Source organism: Burkholderia sp. LMG 13014, from assembly GCF_905232215.1.
GTDB lineage: Bacteria > Pseudomonadota > Gammaproteobacteria > Burkholderiales > Burkholderiaceae > Burkholderia.
In genome coordinates this window covers 33624-51548 of record NZ_CAJNKE010000008.1, presented here as the reverse complement: position 1 = coordinate 51548, position 17925 = coordinate 33624, and the positions used below count along the sequence as shown (strand labels likewise).

At 63.8% G+C, this 17925-nt stretch carries 13 protein-coding genes; 12 read left to right on the top strand and 1 reads right to left on the bottom strand.

The window, feature by feature from the left end; genetic code table 11:
- Nucleotides 1–1019: 1019 nt before the first annotated feature.
- Nucleotides 1020–2198, top strand: a complete 1179-nt coding sequence (locus JYJ84_RS02590) for an OmpP1/FadL family transporter (protein ID WP_175222107.1) — start codon at nucleotides 1020–1022, stop codon at nucleotides 2196–2198.
- An 81-nt stretch (nucleotides 2199–2279) separates the two neighbouring features.
- Here JYJ84_RS02590 and JYJ84_RS02585 read toward each other — a convergent pair whose 3' ends face one another.
- A complete protein-coding gene (locus tag JYJ84_RS02585) occupies nucleotides 2280–3095 on the bottom strand; it encodes a TetR/AcrR family transcriptional regulator (protein WP_174956588.1) in 816 nt (271 codons plus the stop codon).
- A gap of 131 nt (nucleotides 3096–3226) precedes the next feature.
- Between JYJ84_RS02585 and JYJ84_RS02580 the strand changes: the two genes are divergently transcribed.
- The 11 genes from JYJ84_RS02580 to JYJ84_RS02530 all read left to right on the top strand — a co-directional run bounded on the left by JYJ84_RS02580 (nucleotide 3227) and on the right by JYJ84_RS02530 (nucleotide 17899).
- A complete protein-coding gene (locus JYJ84_RS02580; protein WP_175222108.1) occupies nucleotides 3227–4480 on the top strand; it encodes an alpha/beta hydrolase in 1254 nt (417 codons plus the stop codon).
- A 32-nt stretch (nucleotides 4481–4512) separates the two neighbouring features.
- Nucleotides 4513–6258 carry an AMP-binding protein gene (locus JYJ84_RS02575; protein ID WP_175222109.1) on the top strand — a complete coding sequence of 582 codons (1746 nt, stop codon included), beginning with the start codon at nucleotides 4513–4515 and terminating at the stop codon, nucleotides 6256–6258.
- Between the two features lie 29 nt (nucleotides 6259–6287).
- Complete coding sequence (locus tag JYJ84_RS02570; protein WP_175222110.1) at nucleotides 6288–7148, top strand: VOC family protein; 861 nt, start codon at nucleotides 6288–6290, stop codon at nucleotides 7146–7148.
- A complete protein-coding gene (locus tag JYJ84_RS02565) occupies nucleotides 7145–8299 on the top strand; it encodes an FAD-dependent monooxygenase (RefSeq protein WP_175222111.1) in 1155 nt (384 codons plus the stop codon). The genes JYJ84_RS02570 and JYJ84_RS02565 overlap by 4 nt, the downstream gene beginning before the upstream one ends.
- Before the next feature lie 17 nt (nucleotides 8300–8316).
- Nucleotides 8317–8754, top strand: a complete 438-nt coding sequence (locus JYJ84_RS02560; RefSeq protein ID WP_240201824.1) for a thioesterase family protein — start codon at nucleotides 8317–8319, stop codon at nucleotides 8752–8754.
- Nucleotides 8751–9509 (top strand): Asp/Glu racemase, encoded by a 759-nt coding sequence (locus JYJ84_RS02555; protein ID WP_275890700.1) that lies wholly within the window; start codon nucleotides 8751–8753, stop codon nucleotides 9507–9509. Before JYJ84_RS02560 ends, JYJ84_RS02555 begins: the two co-directional genes overlap by 4 nt.
- 72 nt (nucleotides 9510–9581) lie before the next feature.
- Nucleotides 9582–10766, top strand: a complete 1185-nt coding sequence (locus tag JYJ84_RS02550) for an acetyl-CoA C-acyltransferase (protein WP_175222113.1) — start codon at nucleotides 9582–9584, stop codon at nucleotides 10764–10766.
- Nucleotides 10767–10814: 48 nt separating this feature from the next.
- Nucleotides 10815–12080 carry an MFS transporter gene (locus JYJ84_RS02545; RefSeq protein ID WP_164462766.1) on the top strand — a complete coding sequence of 422 codons (1266 nt, stop codon included), beginning with the start codon at nucleotides 10815–10817 and terminating at the stop codon, nucleotides 12078–12080.
- Nucleotides 12081–12124: 44 nt separating this feature from the next.
- Nucleotides 12125–13354, top strand: a complete 1230-nt coding sequence (locus JYJ84_RS02540) for a porin (protein WP_236027200.1) — start codon at nucleotides 12125–12127, stop codon at nucleotides 13352–13354.
- Between the two features lie 87 nt (nucleotides 13355–13441).
- On the top strand, nucleotides 13442–15550 hold the full coding sequence (locus JYJ84_RS02535; RefSeq protein WP_175222114.1) for a hydantoinase/oxoprolinase family protein: 2109 nt from the start codon (nucleotides 13442–13444) through the stop codon (nucleotides 15548–15550).
- Nucleotides 15551–15571: 21 nt separating this feature from the next.
- Nucleotides 15572–17899: a hydantoinase B/oxoprolinase family protein gene (locus tag JYJ84_RS02530; protein WP_122948438.1), complete on the top strand. Its 2328-nt coding sequence runs from the start codon at nucleotides 15572–15574 to the stop codon at nucleotides 17897–17899.
- Nucleotides 17900–17925: the final 26 nt, after the last annotated feature.

The window sequence follows — 17925 nt, the reverse complement described above, 5'->3', positions numbered from 1 at the left end:
TTGCCAAGCGTGTATCCGATAAATTGGTAGTCAATGATCGGGTCAATCGGGGTGGTTAAAGAAAACGCTGCAGTCGAATACTGTGTCTGCCATGCGTCGAGCCGGTCGGCAGGTGAATAATCCTGTAAGGAAAAACGGAAAGGTGGATTTGCCGCGCCGCTCATCTTGTGGCCCTCGATGTCGTATTTTCGCTTGCTGAATTATAGAGATGTTTATTAAAGGAAGGGGGTGGGGCGGGGTGGTTTGTTATATGGATTTTATTATATCTATATAATTTATATGGGGATTTTAATTGCATAGGGATTGAGCGCGGTTTTGTTGCTTTTAATGGGGTTCAACCGCGTGAAGTGTCTTGCGGAGCAGTGGGTTTGCTCCTGTCTATCCCTCCGGAATATCGCTGGAACAGACTCGTTAATATTGCGAATCAGGCATTCGACAGATGTCCGCCATGACGCCATCCGCAAAAATTTTGTCCTCCCATGTCTGGATTCCCTTGCCGGCTGCCGGAAGTGGCACAACCACGGGGCAGCCGGCGTGCATGTCAGGATTTCCGAACCCCAGCCCATTTCGTCTTCCTTCGGCCGAGGCCCTGAGCTGAAGCGAAGTACCGCATCAGGTCGCGTGATCGGTTCAGCCTCGCTTGAATGCGGCGCCATACGAGCTTCGGTGCGCCAGAGGGCGAGTCACCCGGGACAACGTGCCATGAGCGCACCGGGTGGTTGGCGGTCGGGCGACGTCGATTCCCGGTACTGATCCATCACGACGTCAGGGTTTGTGCCGACCTCGATAGTATTTGACACCCCTATCAATTCTGCTACATTTCCAGAAAATTGATACCCAGTCAAATTCGAAGTCAACGGTGAGCGACCTGATCGTGACGGCGTGAGGTTCGTCGCGTCCATGATCCGCGGAGGCATGACATCGAGACGGGCCCGGGGCTGCGCAATGGGTCATCAATTTAGTAGTGCGTTCTATTTGATCGAACCACAACAGAAGCCTATCGAGGCATGGAGACAAGGATGAGCAGTCTTGCACGACGGAATGTAGGTCTGGCGTTGTCCGCTACCGCACTTGCTGCGGCAACCAGCGCGTTTGCGACCGACGGCACCTATTTCACCGGGAATGGCGCGTCGTCGTCAGGCATGGGCGGAGCCGCGATTGCGTTCCCGCAGGATGTCGCGTCGGCGGTGGACAACCCTGCGGGGCTCGCGGAACTGGGCTCGCGAGTCGATTTCTACATGGTGGCGCTGCCGGTTTCCGCGAACTCGACGTTTGGTTCGCCGGACAATCACCTGTTTTCCCGCAAGATCGTCGTGTCGCCGGGCTTCGGCTTCAACTATCAGATTGCGCCGCAGTGGACGTTCGGCGTGGCCATGACGGGCGCGGGGGCAGCGTCGAACTATGGCCGGCCCGTCCTGCCGGTTCCCGGCGCCGGCGATGCGAAAGCGAGTCTCGTCATCGTCAATACCAGCCCGACGATTACGTACAAGCCGCGGTCCGACCTGTCGATCGGTGCGTCGCTGGTGCTGGGTGTCGAGCAGTTGCGCCTGAACGGCATCGTCGCGCCCGGCGCAGACGGCGCGCTGCAACCCGTGCCCAGTCACGGCAATGCCAATGCACTGGGTATCGGTGCAGGTGTCGGCGTGCTCTGGACACCCGTACCGATGGTGTCAGTCGGCGCATCCTATTTCACGAAGACGTGGTTTACGTCGTTGCAGGGCTACAAGGACGATGTGCTGGCCTCCAGCCGAGGGCATATCGACAGCCCGGCGCGATACGGCGCCGGCGTGGCGATCCGGCCGCTTCCGGGGCTGACGCTGGCGATGGACTATCTCCGGATCGAATGGGCGGGTGCCGCGGGCTACAACAGCACGGGCACATGGGGATATCGAAGCCAGAACGTCGGCCGTATCGGCGTCTCCTACGATATCAACCCGAAATGGACCGTGCGGGCCGGATATAGCTTCGCCAACAACAACGTGGACTCCGACCATACGATCGCGAACATGTATGGCCCGGGCATCAGTTCGCGAGCGGTAACGCTCGGCGCGACCTACGCAATCGACAAGAACAACCTGGTGACTGCCGCTTTCGAGTACGACATCCCGACGACGATCATCGGCACAGGGCCGAGCCAGGGTACGAACATCCGGGCAAGTTATCAGGGATACACGATCGGCTATACGCACAAGTTCTGACACGCCGCGTCGACTCCCGGCCTCGATCGACGGTGCGGGAGCAGACACCGGGGCCGCGTCGATCGGCCCGGGGTCTCGTCGTTACCGACGCGCCTTGCGGGGCGCCGGGGAATCGACCGCCGGTTTCGACAGCCACGTCTCGAATCCGTCGAGCATGAGCTGCAGGCCGGCGCCGAGCCGTTTCTCGCTGTCGATATTCGCGAAAGGCTCGACGAGGAAGGCCGCACCCGGAATGGCTTCGCGGTCGAACTGGGAGACGTGGCGGACGATGAATTCCTTGTGCTCGCCAGGCGCCTGCCGGTTGGCGAATTCGACGCTGATGCTCGTCACGAACATCATCGTCAAGTCGTACGCGAGTGCCGCTTGCGCAGGTGTAAAACCGGCGTGCTCGAGAATGCGCCCGAGATGATCGAAGTAGGCAAGGCCGTAATCCGTCTCGCCCGGCTGGACGCGCTGAAACAGCCTGAACCGGTTTTGCGTCGCGATATAGTTCGCGATGCCTGGCCAGCGTGCGAGGACGTCCAGCGACGATCGGCACACCCCTTCCAGATCGACGCGCCAGTCTCCCGTCACGGCCGGAAGTGCCAGCACCCGCTCGCGGAAAGCCGTGTTCAGCACGGCACTGAGCAAGTCGTCCTTGCTGCCGACGTAGTAGTGAACGAGTCCCGGCGCAACGCCCATCTCGCGAGCCACGCGAACCATCGACACGTCGAAGATCGATTCCTTCTGCGCGAGTTCGACCGCACTGCGGATGACGGCGTCGCGCGACAGCCCGGAACCCGGCGTGTCGCTTTTCGGGCGTCTGCCGGAGCGCCGGGGTGTGGACGGAACGGCTTCTTCTGGCGCGATTTTGGTTGATTTCATAGAGCAGGGTAAACGATAGCGTCGAGGCTGCACGCTTTAAATTGACACCGTCTCAACTCTAGCACTATTCTTTGCTCATGCGCATTTGAGGCGGTCTCAATTAATCTTAAATTGAGACTGTCTCAAATAATGTCGGATCAACGAGACGGGAAGACGGAGCACTCATGAAACAGCAGGGTTCGAACGGAAGAGTCGCCGTGACCGCCGGGTTGCGGGGGGCGTCGTGGACGCCTGCCCGCATGCAGGTTCCCTACACCACGACACCCTTCCCGTTGACGACGCAGGATGGGCAGGCGACGCTGGGCGTGCTCTTCTCACGAGCGCCCGTACGGAAGGTCGTATTCATCATGCACCCCCGCGAATTCGTGATGACGCACTATCTGGTGCCTGAAGCGCTGGATGCCGGATGGGCCTGCTGGGTGCAGGCGCCGCGTTCGATCGGCAGCGACCTGCGCCTTGAACACGAGATTGCGCTGCACGATGTCGCAGCGGGCATGCGTCAGCTTCGCGAACTGGGGTTCGAGACGATCGTGCTGGCAGGGAATTCGGGCGGCGCCGGGCTGTTCGCGTTCTACAACCAGCAATCGCGGCTCCCTGCCGAGGAGCGGATCCGCCGCACGCCGGCGGGTCGCCCGACGGGCCTCGACACCGCGGTCATGCCGGTCGCGGACGGCATCGCGTTCGTCTCGCCTCACCCGGGACAAGGCGTGTTGCTGATGAATGCACTGGATCCGTCGGTCACGGACGAGAGCGACCCGTTCTCGAGTGCTGCGGAGCTCGATCCGTTCAGCGCGGCAAACGGCTTTCGCCGTCCACCGGAATCATCCAGCTATGCGCCTGAATTCATCGAGCGTTACCGTCGTGCGCAACGCGAGCGCGTTGCCCGGCTCGACCAGCGCGCTCGGGAACTGGTCGAGCGCAGGCAATCGGCGCGCGCGCGACTGAAAGAGGCGCCCACGCGTACCGACAAGCAACTCGCGAGTCATGGCCCGATCCTGACGGTGTGGCGAACCGACGCCGATCTGCGCTGCTGGGACACGTCGCTCGATCCGTCCGAACGCCTGGTCGGCTCGCTATGGGGCGCCGACCCGTCGGTGTCCAACCTGGGAAGCGTGGGCTTTGGCCGGCTGGTGACGCCGGAATCGTGGCTGTCGACCTGGTCCGGCCTGTCGTCGAACGCATCGTTTGCCAAGTGCGCGTCGTCGATCGTGCAGCCGACCTTGTTGATCGAATACACGGGTGACAACAGCGCGTTCCCGGGTGACATCGATGCCATGTTCGCGTCATTCGCGACTGCCGACAAGGCGCGTCACCGTGTACGCGGCAATCACCACGGATTGCCGCTGGACGATGGCGAGGTTTCCGGTCAGGTGCTGGCAGGCCAGCATCTGCAGGCCTGGCTCAACGCGAAGTTCTGACAAGACATTACAAAACCATGGAGACGGTAAGGATGGACTCGGTACGTAATCCTCATGAAGCGGGTGCCTCGCCAGTCGATGCCGCTGCCGCACCGACGTCGGCCGCCCGTGCGGCGCACGTGCTCAACCCGATTCCGGGCGTTGTGTATCCGGATCAGGCCGATCTTGACCGCTATGTTGCGGAAGGCGTGCTCGGATTCGAAACACTCGCGGACGGGTTTCGTGCGGCGGCGGCACGCCATCCCGACAACCTGGCGCTCGTCGGGCCGGCATTGAGCATGACTTACGCCGAACTCGACTCGAAGTCGAACAGGCTCGGCGCGGCGCTGCTGGCGCAAGGCCTCGAACCGCTTGACCGTGTGGTATTCCAGCTCGGGAACAGCGCCCAGCTCGTCGTGATGTTCCTCGCCTGCGTGAAGGCTGGCCTGATCCCGATCTGTACGTTGGCGGCGCACCGGGAGCACGAGATCGGATATCTCGCGAACCTGGCTGAAGCGAAGATTCATTTCGTCCAGGGTGACGATCCGAAGTTCGACGATATCGCGTTTGCACGAGACATCCAGTCTCGCGCGCCGACGATGAAACTGATCCTGCAGGCACGCGGCGAGCCGCGTGACGGCGTGCTCCATCTCGAGCATCTGATCGAATTGATCGACGATGAAGCGGCCGCGGCGCGGCTGGCGGAAGTCCGGCTTGATCCGTTCCAGGTGGCCGTATTCCAGCTTTCCGGCGGCACGACGGGCGTGCCGAAGATCATTCCGCGCTTCAACAACGAATATCTCTACAACATGCGCGCGGTCGCGGAATGGCTCGGTTTCCAGCCGAGCGACGTGCTGTTCATGCCGCAGCCGATGGTGCACAACCTGAACATGGGGTGCTGCTTCGGACCGTTCCTGATGACGGGCGGCACGGTGACCGTGCCGCCGGATCTGGCACCGGAGACGTTGATCTCGTTGATCGAGACGACGCGACCGACCTGGCTGATGCTCGGCGGGCCGATCATCGCACGGATCGAGACGGCCATTCAGTCCGGGCGCATCGATCTGTCGAATGCGCGCGGTGTCATCGCGGCAAACAGCGCGCCGAAGCTGCGCGCGCTGCTCGGCGTGCCCGTGTTTCACATCTTCGGCATCACCGAGGGCGTGATCATGTTCACGCACCCGGACGATTCGCAGGAGGCGCTCGATACGACCAATGGCCGCCCTGTCAGCGCGTGGGACCGTATCCGTCTCCTCGGCCCCGGCACGGAAGAGCCGGTTCGCGCCGGTGAAATCGGCGAACCGGCGTTCAAGGGGCCTTACACGATCCACGGCTATTTCCGGGCCGAAGAGCGCAACAAGGAAACCTTCACGAGCGATGGCTATTACCGCTCGGGTGATCTGATGGAGGCGCGTGAGATCGACGGCAAGACCTACTTCGTGTTCCGCGGCCGTTTCAAGGACCTCGTGAGCCGTGGCGGCGAAAAGATCAACTGCGAAGAGGTGGAGATGGCCGTTGCCGGACATCCGTCGATCGCGCAGGTCGTCGCGGTGCCGTATCCCGATCCGGTATTCGACGAACGGCTGTGTGCCGTGCTCATCCTGCGTGACGGGCATGCCGCGCCCAGCCTCCCGGAACTTGGTGCCTTTCTGAAAGAGTACGGCCTCGCGAAATTCAAGTGGCCGGAGCGCATCGAGGTGGTCGACTCGTTTCCGTTGACCGCATCGGGCAAGCTCAGCCGTCAGTCGCTGCGCGAAATGGTCGCGCGACAAGTCGTCGGTTCCGAAAAAAGCTCGTGAATCTGATTGACCCATTACTGGAGAACACAGTGAATTCCACGCAACCGGTGCTGAAGGGCGTGCACCATACCGCCCGGCCTACCTGGAAACTTCGGGAAACCGTCGAGTTCTACCGAGACAAGCTCGGGCTGCCGCTCGTTCATGCGATTTCGGCGCGCGGCTGGGGGCCGGCGAACCATCCGGACTTCCTCCACTTTTTCTTCGAAAGCGGCAAGGGGAGCACCATCGCGTTCTTCTACTACATCGACACGGAGCAGCCGGATTACACGCGCGCCGTTGCCGACTATCGTTTCGAGGCGACGCATACTGCGTGGGCAGTGGACACGTACGAGGAATTGATCGCGTGGCGCGACCGGCTCGAGGCAAATGGCATTCCGCTGATCTACCAGATTCGCCACGAACTGATCGAGTCGATCTATTTCAGCGATCCGAACGGGTACTACCTCGAGATCACGCTGCAGCAACGTCCGATGAACCTGCTCGATGCGGACGATGCGAAACGAACGCTCGACGCAGCGATGAAGGCCGAGGACGCGATGTTCGCAGGCACCGGCGAATTCAAGTCGATCGACCAGGTCTGGCGCGACAAGGCGCACGGGATCGGTGAATCGAACGGCGAGAACGACGGCTCGGAAGCGGTGCTCTATGTGCTCGATGTGCCCGAATTCGAACCGCTCGTCGAATCGAGCAAGAGCAACCCGCGCTACCACGTCGACGGTCCGACCAACGGCTACTGGAAGATCTGCTCGCCCGACGCGATCGTCTTCGACCGCAAGGCACTGGGTTTCGTGCCGGCACTCTGGAACGCGTCGCTGACGGGGGGATTCGACGGCAACGTCAAGACCTTCGACCGCTATACGCTTGAAATCACGCCGCGGGGGGAGCAATGAAAATCGCGATCGTGGGGGGCGGCCCGTCCGGGCTGTATCTGGGGCTCCTGCTCAAGCGCAAGGCGCCTGACTGGCAGGTCGACGTGATCGAACAGAACGTCGCCGACGCCACGTTCGGGTTCGGCGTTGTGCTCGCGGATACCGGCATGCTGCAGTTGCAGGAGGCCGACGAGCGTTCCTACACCGCACTGTGCGACGCGATGCGCTACAACGATCGACAGGTCATCGTCCAGCGCGAGGAGCCGATCGAGATCAAGCTGAACGTGAAGGGCGGCGCCATCCCGCGCCTCGCGTTGCTGCAGGTCCTTCAGCGCGAAGCGGAGGCGGCTGGCGTTCGGATTCATTTCGGCCGCCGGATCGAGACGACCCTCGATCTCGCGTCGTTCGGCCTCGACGATGCGGATGTCGTGGTGGGCGCGGATGGCATCAACTCCGTGGTGCGCCGGCAGTATCCGGACGCCTTCGGTACCACGCAGCGATCGCTGAGCAACCACTTTGCGTGGTATGGCACGAAGCGCGTGTTCGAGGCGCCGGCACTCGTCTTCCGCAATTTCAATGGTGGCCATTTTGTTGCGCACTACTACGCATATAGCGACAACATGAGCACGTTCGTCGCGGAGTGCGACGACGCAACGTGGAACCGTCTCAACCTCGACGAGTTGACCGACGACGATCGCCAGCACCTGTTCGAGGAGATTTTCGCGCCCGAGCTCGGCGGCCTTCCGCTGATCTCGAACAAATCCGTGTGGCGGCAGTTCCCGGTCATCCGTAACGAAAAGTGGGTAAACGGCCGCCACGTGCTGATTGGTGACGCACTCGCAAGCGCGCATTTCTCGATCGGCTCGGGCACGCGCATCGCGATGACGGACGCGATCGCGCTGGCACGGGCGCTGCTCGATTGCGACGGCGACGCGGCACGCGGGCTCGCTGCGTTCGAGCAGGATCACAAGCCGCAGAAGAACAAGCTGATCGATGCGTCCGAACGTTCGTACATGTGGTACGAGGACGTCGCGACGTGGATGGACAACTACACGCCCGAGGAATTCGTCTACCAGTTCATGACGCGAACCGGGCGGATCGACGATGCGCGCCTGCGCAGCGAGTTTCCCGAACTCGTGCAACGGCTCGCAGGCAGCGCGGGGGTCCTGTGAACGAAAGCTCCGAAATCGTGGTGGCCGATCTGCCGTTCACGGTGCGGCGCATCGCGCGCTGGTCCGACTGCGATCCGGCCGGCGTCGTGTTCACCGGCCGCTTTACCGACTACCTCCTGGGCGCCGTCATGCATTTCTATCGACATATCGGTTACGGCGCCGTCGGGCGAGCAGGGCGCGAGAGCGGGGTCGGCTTGCCGTGCAAGCACATGAGCCTGACGTTTCACGCGTCGCTCTACCCCGAAGACGTCGTCGATATCCGTGTCGAAGTGGGCGAGATCCGCACGCGTACGTTCGATCTGATTGCACGCGCCTTTCTCCCGGACGGGCGCCTCGCGTTCGAAGGCCGGTTCACGCCGATTGCCATCCGCGAGGGCGTTCGAGAGAGCATCGAGATCCCACCCACATTGCGGGCGGCGCTCGAACCGTATCTGACCTCCAAGGAGCCAGCATGACTGCAAGAACCTACCGAATCGGCCAGATCGTGCCGAGTTCGAATACGACGATGGAGACCGAAATTCCCGCGATGCTGCGCGCGCGCGAAAGCATTCGCCCGGAACGCTTCACGTTTCACAGCAGCCGGATGCGGATGCACAAGGTGACGCGCGAGGAACTCGAGGCGATGAACCGCGAAGGACTGCGGTGCGCGGCGGAACTGGCCGATGCGCGGGTCGACGTGATGAGCACGGCCTGTCTGGTCGCGATCATGGCGATGGGCAACGGTTACCACCGCGAAGTCGAGCGCGAACTGACGGCGGTGGCCCGGGAGAATCACTGCAACTCGCCCGTGATGACGTCGGCCGGTGCGTTGGTGGAAGGGCTGAAGATCATGGGGGCAAAGAAGATCTCGTTGCTGGCGCCGTATATGCGCCCGCTGTGCGATCGGGTCGTCGAATATGTCGAAAACGAGGGCATCGAAGTCATCGATTCGCTCGCGTTCGAGATTCCGGACAACCTCGAGGTCGGACGGCGCGATCCGGCACGCCTGGTCGACGACGTGAAGAAGCTGAACATCGCGAATGCCGACGTCGTCGTGCTGTCGGCCTGTGTCCAGATGCAGTCGCTGCCGTCGATCCAGCTCGTCGAGGATGCCCTTGGCGTTCCGGTGACGTCCACCGCCATCTGCACGACGCGACGGATGCTCGATCACCTGGGGCTCGAACCGGTCGTGCCGAATGCCGGCGCCCTGCTGAGTGGCGCCTATCGATAGACGAATCGCGTTCGAATCATCTGGAAATAGTCCGTCATATAGTACGGAATCCTATTTATTGGAGTGGATGCAATGAGAGAAGCAGTCATCGTCTCGACGGCCAGGACGCCCATCGGTCGAGCCTATCGCGGGGCGTTCAACGCGACGAAGTCGCCGAGTCTCATGGGGCATGCGATTCGTCATGCGGTGGCGCGTGCCGGCGTCGAGCCGGGGCGCATCGAGGACGTCATTGTCGGCACGGTACTGGCGGCGGGCACGGCAGGTTCGAATATCGCGCGGAACGCGTCGTTTGCGGCCGGGCTTCCGCATACCGTCGCCGCGCAATCGATCGATCGCCAGTGCGCGTCGGGCCTGATGGCGATCGCGACCGGCGCGAAGCAGATCGTCGTGGACGGCATGGACGTCGTCGTGGCCGGCGGGCAGGAAAACATCTCCGCGATCCAGGATCGGTACTACGACTGGGTGTACGCGGAGAAGGACGCCGAGGTGCTGCGCCACGCCGAGCACGCCTATATGCCGATGCTCGAGACCGCGGAATGCGTGTCGACACGCTACGGCATCACGCGCGAGCAGCAGGACGCGTATGCGCTGGCATCGCAGCAGAGAACGGCGGCTGCACAGCGCGACGGCCTGTACGACGACGAAATCGTGCCGATCACGGTCTCGACGCGGGTGACGGACAAGCAGACCGGCGCGATCGACGTGCGCGAGATCACGCTCTCGAAAGACGAAGGAAACCGTCCGGACACGACATTGCAGGGGCTTGAGTCGCTGAAGGCGGTGCTCGCCGGCGGCACGGTGACGGCTGGCAACGCGAGCCAGCTCTCCGACGGTGCAAGCGCGTGCGTACTGATGGATGCGCGCTCGGCCGAACGTGCAGGGCTCGCCCCGCTGGGCATCTACAGAGGGATGGCCGTGGCCGGGACCGCGCCGGAAGAGATGGGCATTGGTCCGGTCTACGCGATTCCGAAGCTGCTCAAGCAGCATGGCCTGACGATCGACGATGTCGGCCTGTGGGAGCTGAACGAGGCATTCGCGTGCCAGGTGCTCTATTGCCGAGACCGGCTCGGTATCGATCCGGACCGCTACAACGTCAACGGCGGGGCGATCGCGATCGGGCATCCGTACGGGATGACGGGTTCGCGGCTGGTTGGACATGCGTTGCTCGAAGGACGGCGCCGGCGCGTGAAGCATGTCGTGGTTGCGATGTGTGTCGGTGGCGGAATGGGGGCCGCCGCGTTGTTCGAGGTGTGTTGATCGGGCGGGATGAACGCGCGTAGCGATAAAGATATTGGAGACAGACTCGTGGAAAACAACACAACCGTTGAGCTGGCACCGGACGCGACGCTGGCCGGCTCCGTCCGGAGCGCGCGCATCGTGTTCGGCTGCGCCGTGGGGATGCTCGTGGGATTCTCGGCCACGTACTTCAGTACGTTGTCGATCTTCCTCAAGCCGATCGCGCAGGCATTCGGGTGGACACGCGCCGGGACCTCCGCGATCGCGGGCCTGGCGCAGCTTGGCCTGGCCATCGGCGCACCCGTCACCGGGCACCTGATCGCACGCTACGGCGTCCGGCGGGTCGTGATGACGTCGTCGGTGCTGTTCTCGCTCGGGTTGTTCGCGCTCTCCGTGTCGCCCAGCAACATCGTGTTGTTCGGCGGCCTGACGCTGCTGCTCGGGTTCATGGCAGTGGGCACGACCCCGACCGGCTATCTGAGCGCGTTGCCTGCGCATTTCGACAAGCGGCTCGGGCTGGCAATGGGCATCGCGATGATCGGCCTCGGAATCGGCAACGCGCTGATGCCGTTGCTGGCGCAGCAGTGGATCGACGACGGTGGCTGGCAATCGGGCTATCGGCATCTGTCGCACGTCGTGCTCGTCGGCGGGCTCGCGGCCTACCTGTTGTTGCCGAGCGGTGGCCGTACGAACCGGGTGTGCGCGAAGGTGTCGCCGTCTGCGGCCAATGCGTCACGCGCCGGCCAGCGCGCGTGGCATGCGATGCGGACGTGGCGATTCGCGATGCTGAGCGCGGTGTTCTTCGTTGTTTCATGCGCGGGCCTCGGCGCCATCGTCCACATGGTTCCGTCATTGACCGATCGTGGCATGGCCCCCGCGCAGGCGACGAAGATCGCCGCGTTGATCGGCATCGGCGTGATGGTCGGTCGCGCGGTGACCGGACTGCTGATCGACGTCCTCTCCGCGCGCCACGTCGCCGCAGTTCAGTTCCTGCTCGGTGGCGCCGGTCTCGCGTTGATCGCGGGGAGCCCCGGTTCGCAACTGCCGATGGTTTCGGCCGGCGCCTTCGCATTCGCGTTCGTGATCGGGGCGGAAGGCGATTTCGTGCCGTTCTTCGTCCGCCGCTACTTCGGCGTCGAGCATTTCAGTTTCCTGTACGGCGTCCTGTTCCTGTTCTTCGCACTGGGCGGCGTGGCCGGACCGATCGCGTTCGGCTGGGTATTCGACCACTTTCATACGTACGCGATTGCGTATGCAGGGGCCGGCGCGGCATGCGCGATATGTGCCGCGCTGGTGTTGACGCTCGGCGAGTACGTCTATCCGGTCGACCGGTGAGCGTTGCGTCAATCATCACCTATAAAAATATCTGGAGACTTTTCATGCAGACGAAATGGAGATTGCCGGCCTTCGCGTCGTTGGCGATGACCTCGGCGGTACATGCGCAAAGCTCGCTGACGCTCTACGGCCTGATCGACGAGGGCATCACGTACGTGAATTCCGCGCAGACCGGACGCGCGGCGGGCAAGCCGACCGGAGCCTCGCAGTTCGCACTGACCGACGGGCATGCAACCGGCGTATCCGGGAGCCGCTGGGGATTGCGCGGTCTGGAAGATCTGGGCGGCGGGCTGAAGGCGACCTTCGTACTGGAGAACGGATTCATGGCGAACACGGGATCGCTCGCGCAAGGCGGCGCCGAATTCGGCCGGCAGTCGTATGTCGGGCTGGCCAGTGATCTTGGCACGCTCACGTTGGGCCGCCAGTACGATCCGCTGGTCAACTTCGTGCAGCCGTATGCGGCAGCGGGAACATGGGCGGGATACATGGGCTCGCATGCGGACGACGTCGACAATTTGTCGAACACGAACCGGATCAACAACGCGGTGAAGTTCACCTCCGCGACCTACCACGGATTCGCGATGGCCGCGATGGTCAGCCTGGGAGGTGTCGCCGGACACACCGGACAGAATCAGATCTGGTCGATCGCGGGCGGATACACGGGAACCGCATTCGCGTTCGGACTCGGGTACCTGAACGCGCGCGATCCGAACGTATCGTTCTATGGGAACACCCCGAACAAGGGAAGTGCCGTCGCGAACAACATCGGCTCGCCCGGTTCGGCCACGACGCCGCAGGCGTATCCGGTGTTCGCCGGCTATGCGTCGGCCAAGACGCTCCAGATCGCGGGCGCGGGCATGTCCTGGTCGTACGCCGGTTCGGTGGTCTCGGTGAGCGCAACCAACACACGCTTCGGCGGGCTTGGCTCGTCGTCCGGCCCGAATCCGCTCGGCTATTCAGGGCTGGCAATGTTCACGAGCGTCGACCTGAATGCACGCTACCGCGCTACGCCGACGCTGCAGTTTGCACTGGGTTTCGACTACACCACGCGGAGCTCGGTCAAGGGCGACGACGGCGCCCGGTATCTGCAGATGAATGCGGCGGTCGACTACAGCCTGTCCAAGGCAACCGATCTTTATGTGCTCGCGGCGGGCCAGCGCGTATCGGGAACGGACTCGCTCGGGCAGCCGGCCGTCGCGTCGATCGCGGGATTCAATCCGTCGGCAACGAACAAGCAGGTCGCGTTCCGCCTCGGCGCGATTCACAGGTTTTAGCCCCCAACCGGATGCCGGTCCCGCTGCCGACGGAATTCGGACGGACGAGACCGAAAGCCGGAATACGACATTCATAGGAGACATGAAATGGGATTCGTAGTAGGAGTCGATGTAGGCGGAACCTTCACCGATGGTGTGGCGGTCGACGATCGCGGCGTCATCGTGTCGGCCAAGACGCCTTCCACGCCGCCCGACTATTCGGCCGGTGTCTTCAACGTGCTGGGTCTGCTGGCCGAGCAATTCTCGATGTCGCGCGCCGAGTTCCTGCAGAACACCGATCACATTGCACACGGCACGACGTCGTCCCTGAATGCGCTCGTGATGGGCAAGGTGCCGCCCGTCGGATTCATCACGACGCGCGGGCACGGCGACTCGATCGCGATCATGAACGTCGAGGGGCGCTACCTCGGCCGCTCGTCGATGGAGTTGCAGAACGTGCTCGGCCACGCCAAGCCCGCACCGCTCGTCGCGAAGCGTCTGATCAAGGAAGTGACGCAGCGGATGGATCGCGAGGGGAACGTACTCGTCGACCTCGACGATGCGGAAGTTCGCGACGCGGTGCGCGATTGCGTGGCGCAGGGGGTGTCGGCAATCGCCGTGTCGCTGCTCTGGTCGTTCCGGAATCCGTCGCACGAGCAGCGCGTGCGCGAGATCATCCACGCAGAGGTGCCGGATATCTACGTGGCATTGTCGTCGGACGTAAGCCCGCGGATCCGCGAATATGCGCGCCATGCGACGACGATCATGAGCACACAGATCGGCCCGGGCCTGCGCGACTACCTGACGAACCTCGAAGCGGGCCTGCGCGGCGAAGGGCTCGCCGGGCCGCTGCTCGTGATGCAGAGTTCGGGCGGCGCGATCACGGCGGCCGAAGCACCGGCCACCGCGATCACGACGGTCGGCTCGGTGCTGACCGGCGGCGTGGTCGGCGCGATGCAGCTCGCGGGCCAGCTCGGCCATCGCAACGTGATGGCAACGGACGTGGGCGGCACGACGTTCCTCGCGGGCCTGATCGTCGATGGCGAGCCGGTGCGCGCGGCGCAGACCATCATCAATCAGTCGCCCGTCAACGTACCGACGCTGCGCGTCGAGGCGATCGGTTCCGGCGGCGGTGCGATCGCGTGGATCGATGCAGGCGGCAATCTGCGGGTCGGCCCGCTGAGCGCCCAGGCCGCGCCAGGGCCGGCCTGCTACGGCGCCGGCGGCATGGAGCCGACCATCACCGACGCGAACCTCGTGCTGGGCATTCTGCCGTCGCGTGGGCTGCTTGGCGGCAAGCGCCCGCTGTCGATCGAACTGGCGCGCGATGCGATCCGGCGACGGATCGCGGAACCGCTCGGGCTGAGCGTCGAGGACGCGGCCGCAGCGATCTACGCGGTGCAGAACGCGCAGACGGGCGACCTGCTCCGCAAGATCGCGGTGGAGGCCGGCCATGATCCGCGCGATTTCGTCGTCTACGCGTTCGGCGGCGCGGGGCCGGCCCACTGCGCGGCGTACACGTTCGCGGTCGGCGCGAGCGAAGTGCTGGTGCCGCTCGGTCCGGTTGCATCGGCGTTTTCCGCGTTCGGGCTGGCGGCGTCGCAGGTCAACGTGATTCGCGAGCTGTCCGATCCCGCGGTCGCACCGATCGATCCGGTGCGCGTAACCGAGAACTTCAAGCGGCTGGAGGAAGAGGTCAGCGCGGTGCTCGAGCGACAGGGCATCAAGTTCGTCGAAACGAAGCTCTATCGCGAGATCGACATGCGCTACGGGATGCAGATGGGCGAGGTGTCGACGCCGCTGGCGTCGGGCCCGATCACCGTCGAATCGCTGCAGGATGCCGTCGACAAGTTCGAGGAACGCTACGCACAGCTCTTCGGTGCCGGTTCCGGCTTCCGCGATGCAGGCATCCAGGTACTGACCTACCGGGTTCGTGGCGAAGGCATCCTGCCGATCTCGCCGGAACTCCCGGAAATCGAAGCCGCGAACGGCACGCCGGTCGAGCATGCGGTGATCGAACGCCGCCCGATCTGCCTCGATGCACACGACGGATTCGTCGATACCCCGGCCTACGACTACACGCTGCTGCGTGCCGGGCATGTGGTGGAGGGCCCGGCCGTGATCCAGGTGCCGACGACGACGGTCGTGGTCCCGAACGGGATGCGGGGCGTCATCGACCACCTGGGCAACCTGTCGATCAAGATGAACGCGGCGTGACCCGCGAATAGGAGAACTGTCATGCAATCCACGATTCCGGGTTCCGAAATTTTCGTCAGCCGACCCGTTGCCCCCGAAGTTCTGCTGCGGTCGCTGCCGCCGTCGCTGAAGGCGCACACCGTGTCGGACGACGTCATCGACGCGCTGCATCCGCTGACTTACGAGGTGATCCGCCATCGCCTCTGGTCGATCACCGACGAGATGGGCGAGACGCTGAAGCGCATGTCGGGCAGTCCGGTCGTGTCGGAAGCGAACGACTACGACTTCACGATCAACGACGAAGCGGGACAGGAGGTGCAGATCGGCCTCTACAACACGATGCTGGCCGGCGCGATCGATCTCGCGATCTACTGGACGCTGCAGAACCGTGCCGACAATCCAGGCATCCAGGACGGCGACATGTTCCTGTGCAACGATCCGTGGATCGGCGGCGGTTTGCACCAGAGCGACGTGCTGGTTTTTTCGCCGATCTTCCATGACGGCGAGCTGTTCGGCTGGACGAGCGCGATTTGCCATGAGCCGGATCTCGGCGGGGTGGCGCCCGGGTCGATGCCGATCGCCGCGCCGGACGTGTTTTCGGAGTCGCTGCCGACGCCGCCGATCAAGATCGTCCGGAATTTCGAGCTGCAACGCGACGTGGCCGACATGTGGGTACGCCGCTCGCGCGTGCCGCAACTCATCGGCCTCGATCTGCGCGCGAAGATCGGTGCGAACCTGGTCGGGCGCAAGCGCATTCTCGCGCTGATCGAGCAGTACGGCCCCGACACGGTCAAGGCGGTGATGAAGCGGATGATGAACGACGCAGAGCGACGCCTGCGCGACAAGCTTCGCAATGCGCCGGACGGGACGTGGCAGGCGACGAGCTACATGGATCAGTCCGAGGCGGGCGACCGTCGTCCGCACAAGCTGACGCTGTCGATGACGAAGCGCGACGATCACCTGACTTTCGATTTCACCGGCACCGCGCCGCAGGCGGGCGTCATCAACTGCACGTATGCGGGGTCGCGTGGCGGCGTGATGCTGGCGCTGCTGCCGACGCTCGCCGGCAATATTCCGTGGGCGGCCGGCGGCCTGATGCGTTGCTTCGACATCGTCACGCCCGAAGGGACAATGAACAACGCGACATTCCCGGCCGCGATCAACAAGGCGCCGATCGCGACGGCATGGGCGATCGGCAACCTGGCCGCGCAGTGCCTGTCGCAGATGCTCGACTGCACGGTCGACATGAAGGCGAACGTGCAGGCGACCTGCTGCGGCACCTGGAACACGGCGGTACTCGCCGGCGTCGATCAGCGCGGCAAGCACCACGCGCCGTTCGTCGATGTCGTGATGGAGTCGATGGCCGGCGGCTACGGCGCGCGTCCCGCTGCCGACGGCATCGACACGGGCGGGCTCTTTTGTATTCCGATGGGCAAGCTGCCGGACGTCGAAATGACCGAGTTGCTGTATCCGCTGGTCGTACTCTGGCGTCGCGAGGAGCCGGACTCGGGCGGCCCGGGCCGGCATCGCGGCGGCGTCAGCGCGTCCGTCGCGATCACGCCGTATGGCTCGTCGCTGCCGATGGCGATGGTGCTCTCGAGCTCGGGGATGGCGACTGCGCAAAACCAGGGGCTCGCGGGCGGCCATCCGGGCAATACGGGGCACAACGTCGTGGTGCGCGACGTGCCGCTCGACGCGATGTTTGCAAAGGGTGAGGTGCCGACCGACCTGTTCGCGCTTGGCGGCGAGCTGACGACTGCACAGTGCATGGCGGCAGGTGAACTCAAGCAAGGCGACGTCCTGTATCTGCATTGCCAGGGTGGCGGCGGCTACGGCGATCCGATTCGCCGCGATGTGCAGGCGGTCGCGACCGACCTGCGCAACGGCAAGATCGGTGGCGGCGCGGCCGAGCTCGTCTACGGCGTGATCGTCGACGCGGCGGGTCACGTCGACGCCGGGAGAACGGAGCACCGGCGCGCGGCGATTCTCGGCGAGCGCCGGAAATATGCGGAGGCGGCGCCGAAGCTGCTCACGGGCCGTTTCGATCCGGAGAAGGCGCGCGCGATCGACGACAACCTCGGCCTTGCGACCGTATCGGGCGGATCGGTTGTGGTCTGCCGGCACTGCGGGCATCAACTGAGCGATCACGACAAGCAGCTGTCGCTGGCGTGCCGCGATTCCGATCCGGTGTCAGGCAGCTCGAACGTGCGTGTCGATCCGTCGTATTACGTCGATGCGGAGATCGTGTTCCGCGAGCACTTCTGCCCGAGCTGCTGGACGACGGTGCATTCCGGCCTGGTGCCGAAGGATCACGTCGACGTGATCAGCGGGATGACCACGCTCGGTGCGGCGGATACGGCGTCGGCATAGGCGCTACGGGGCGTCGTGCGGTTGGC

Bases quoted from the DNA above. Each gene is read 5' to 3' on its own strand.
- JYJ84_RS02580 (WP_175222108.1), top strand. From the start codon at position 3,227: ATGAAACAGCAGGGTTCGAACGGAAGAGTCGCCGTGACCGCCGGGTTG.
- JYJ84_RS02565 (WP_175222111.1), top strand. From the start codon at position 7,145: ATGAAAATCGCGATCGTGGGGGGCGGCCCGTCCGGGCTGTATCTGGGG.
- JYJ84_RS02555 (WP_275890700.1), top strand. From the start codon at position 8,751: ATGACTGCAAGAACCTACCGAATCGGCCAGATCGTGCCGAGTTCGAAT.
- JYJ84_RS02575 (WP_175222109.1), top strand. From the start codon at position 4,513: ATGGACTCGGTACGTAATCCTCATGAAGCGGGTGCCTCGCCAGTCGAT.
- JYJ84_RS02550 (WP_175222113.1), top strand. From the start codon at position 9,582: ATGAGAGAAGCAGTCATCGTCTCGACGGCCAGGACGCCCATCGGTCGA.
- JYJ84_RS02535 (WP_175222114.1), top strand. From the start codon at position 13,442: ATGGGATTCGTAGTAGGAGTCGATGTAGGCGGAACCTTCACCGATGGT.
- JYJ84_RS02590 (WP_175222107.1), top strand. From the start codon at position 1,020: ATGAGCAGTCTTGCACGACGGAATGTAGGTCTGGCGTTGTCCGCTACC.
- JYJ84_RS02540 (WP_236027200.1), top strand. From the start codon at position 12,125: ATGCAGACGAAATGGAGATTGCCGGCCTTCGCGTCGTTGGCGATGACC.
- JYJ84_RS02530 (WP_122948438.1), top strand. From the start codon at position 15,572: ATGCAATCCACGATTCCGGGTTCCGAAATTTTCGTCAGCCGACCCGTT.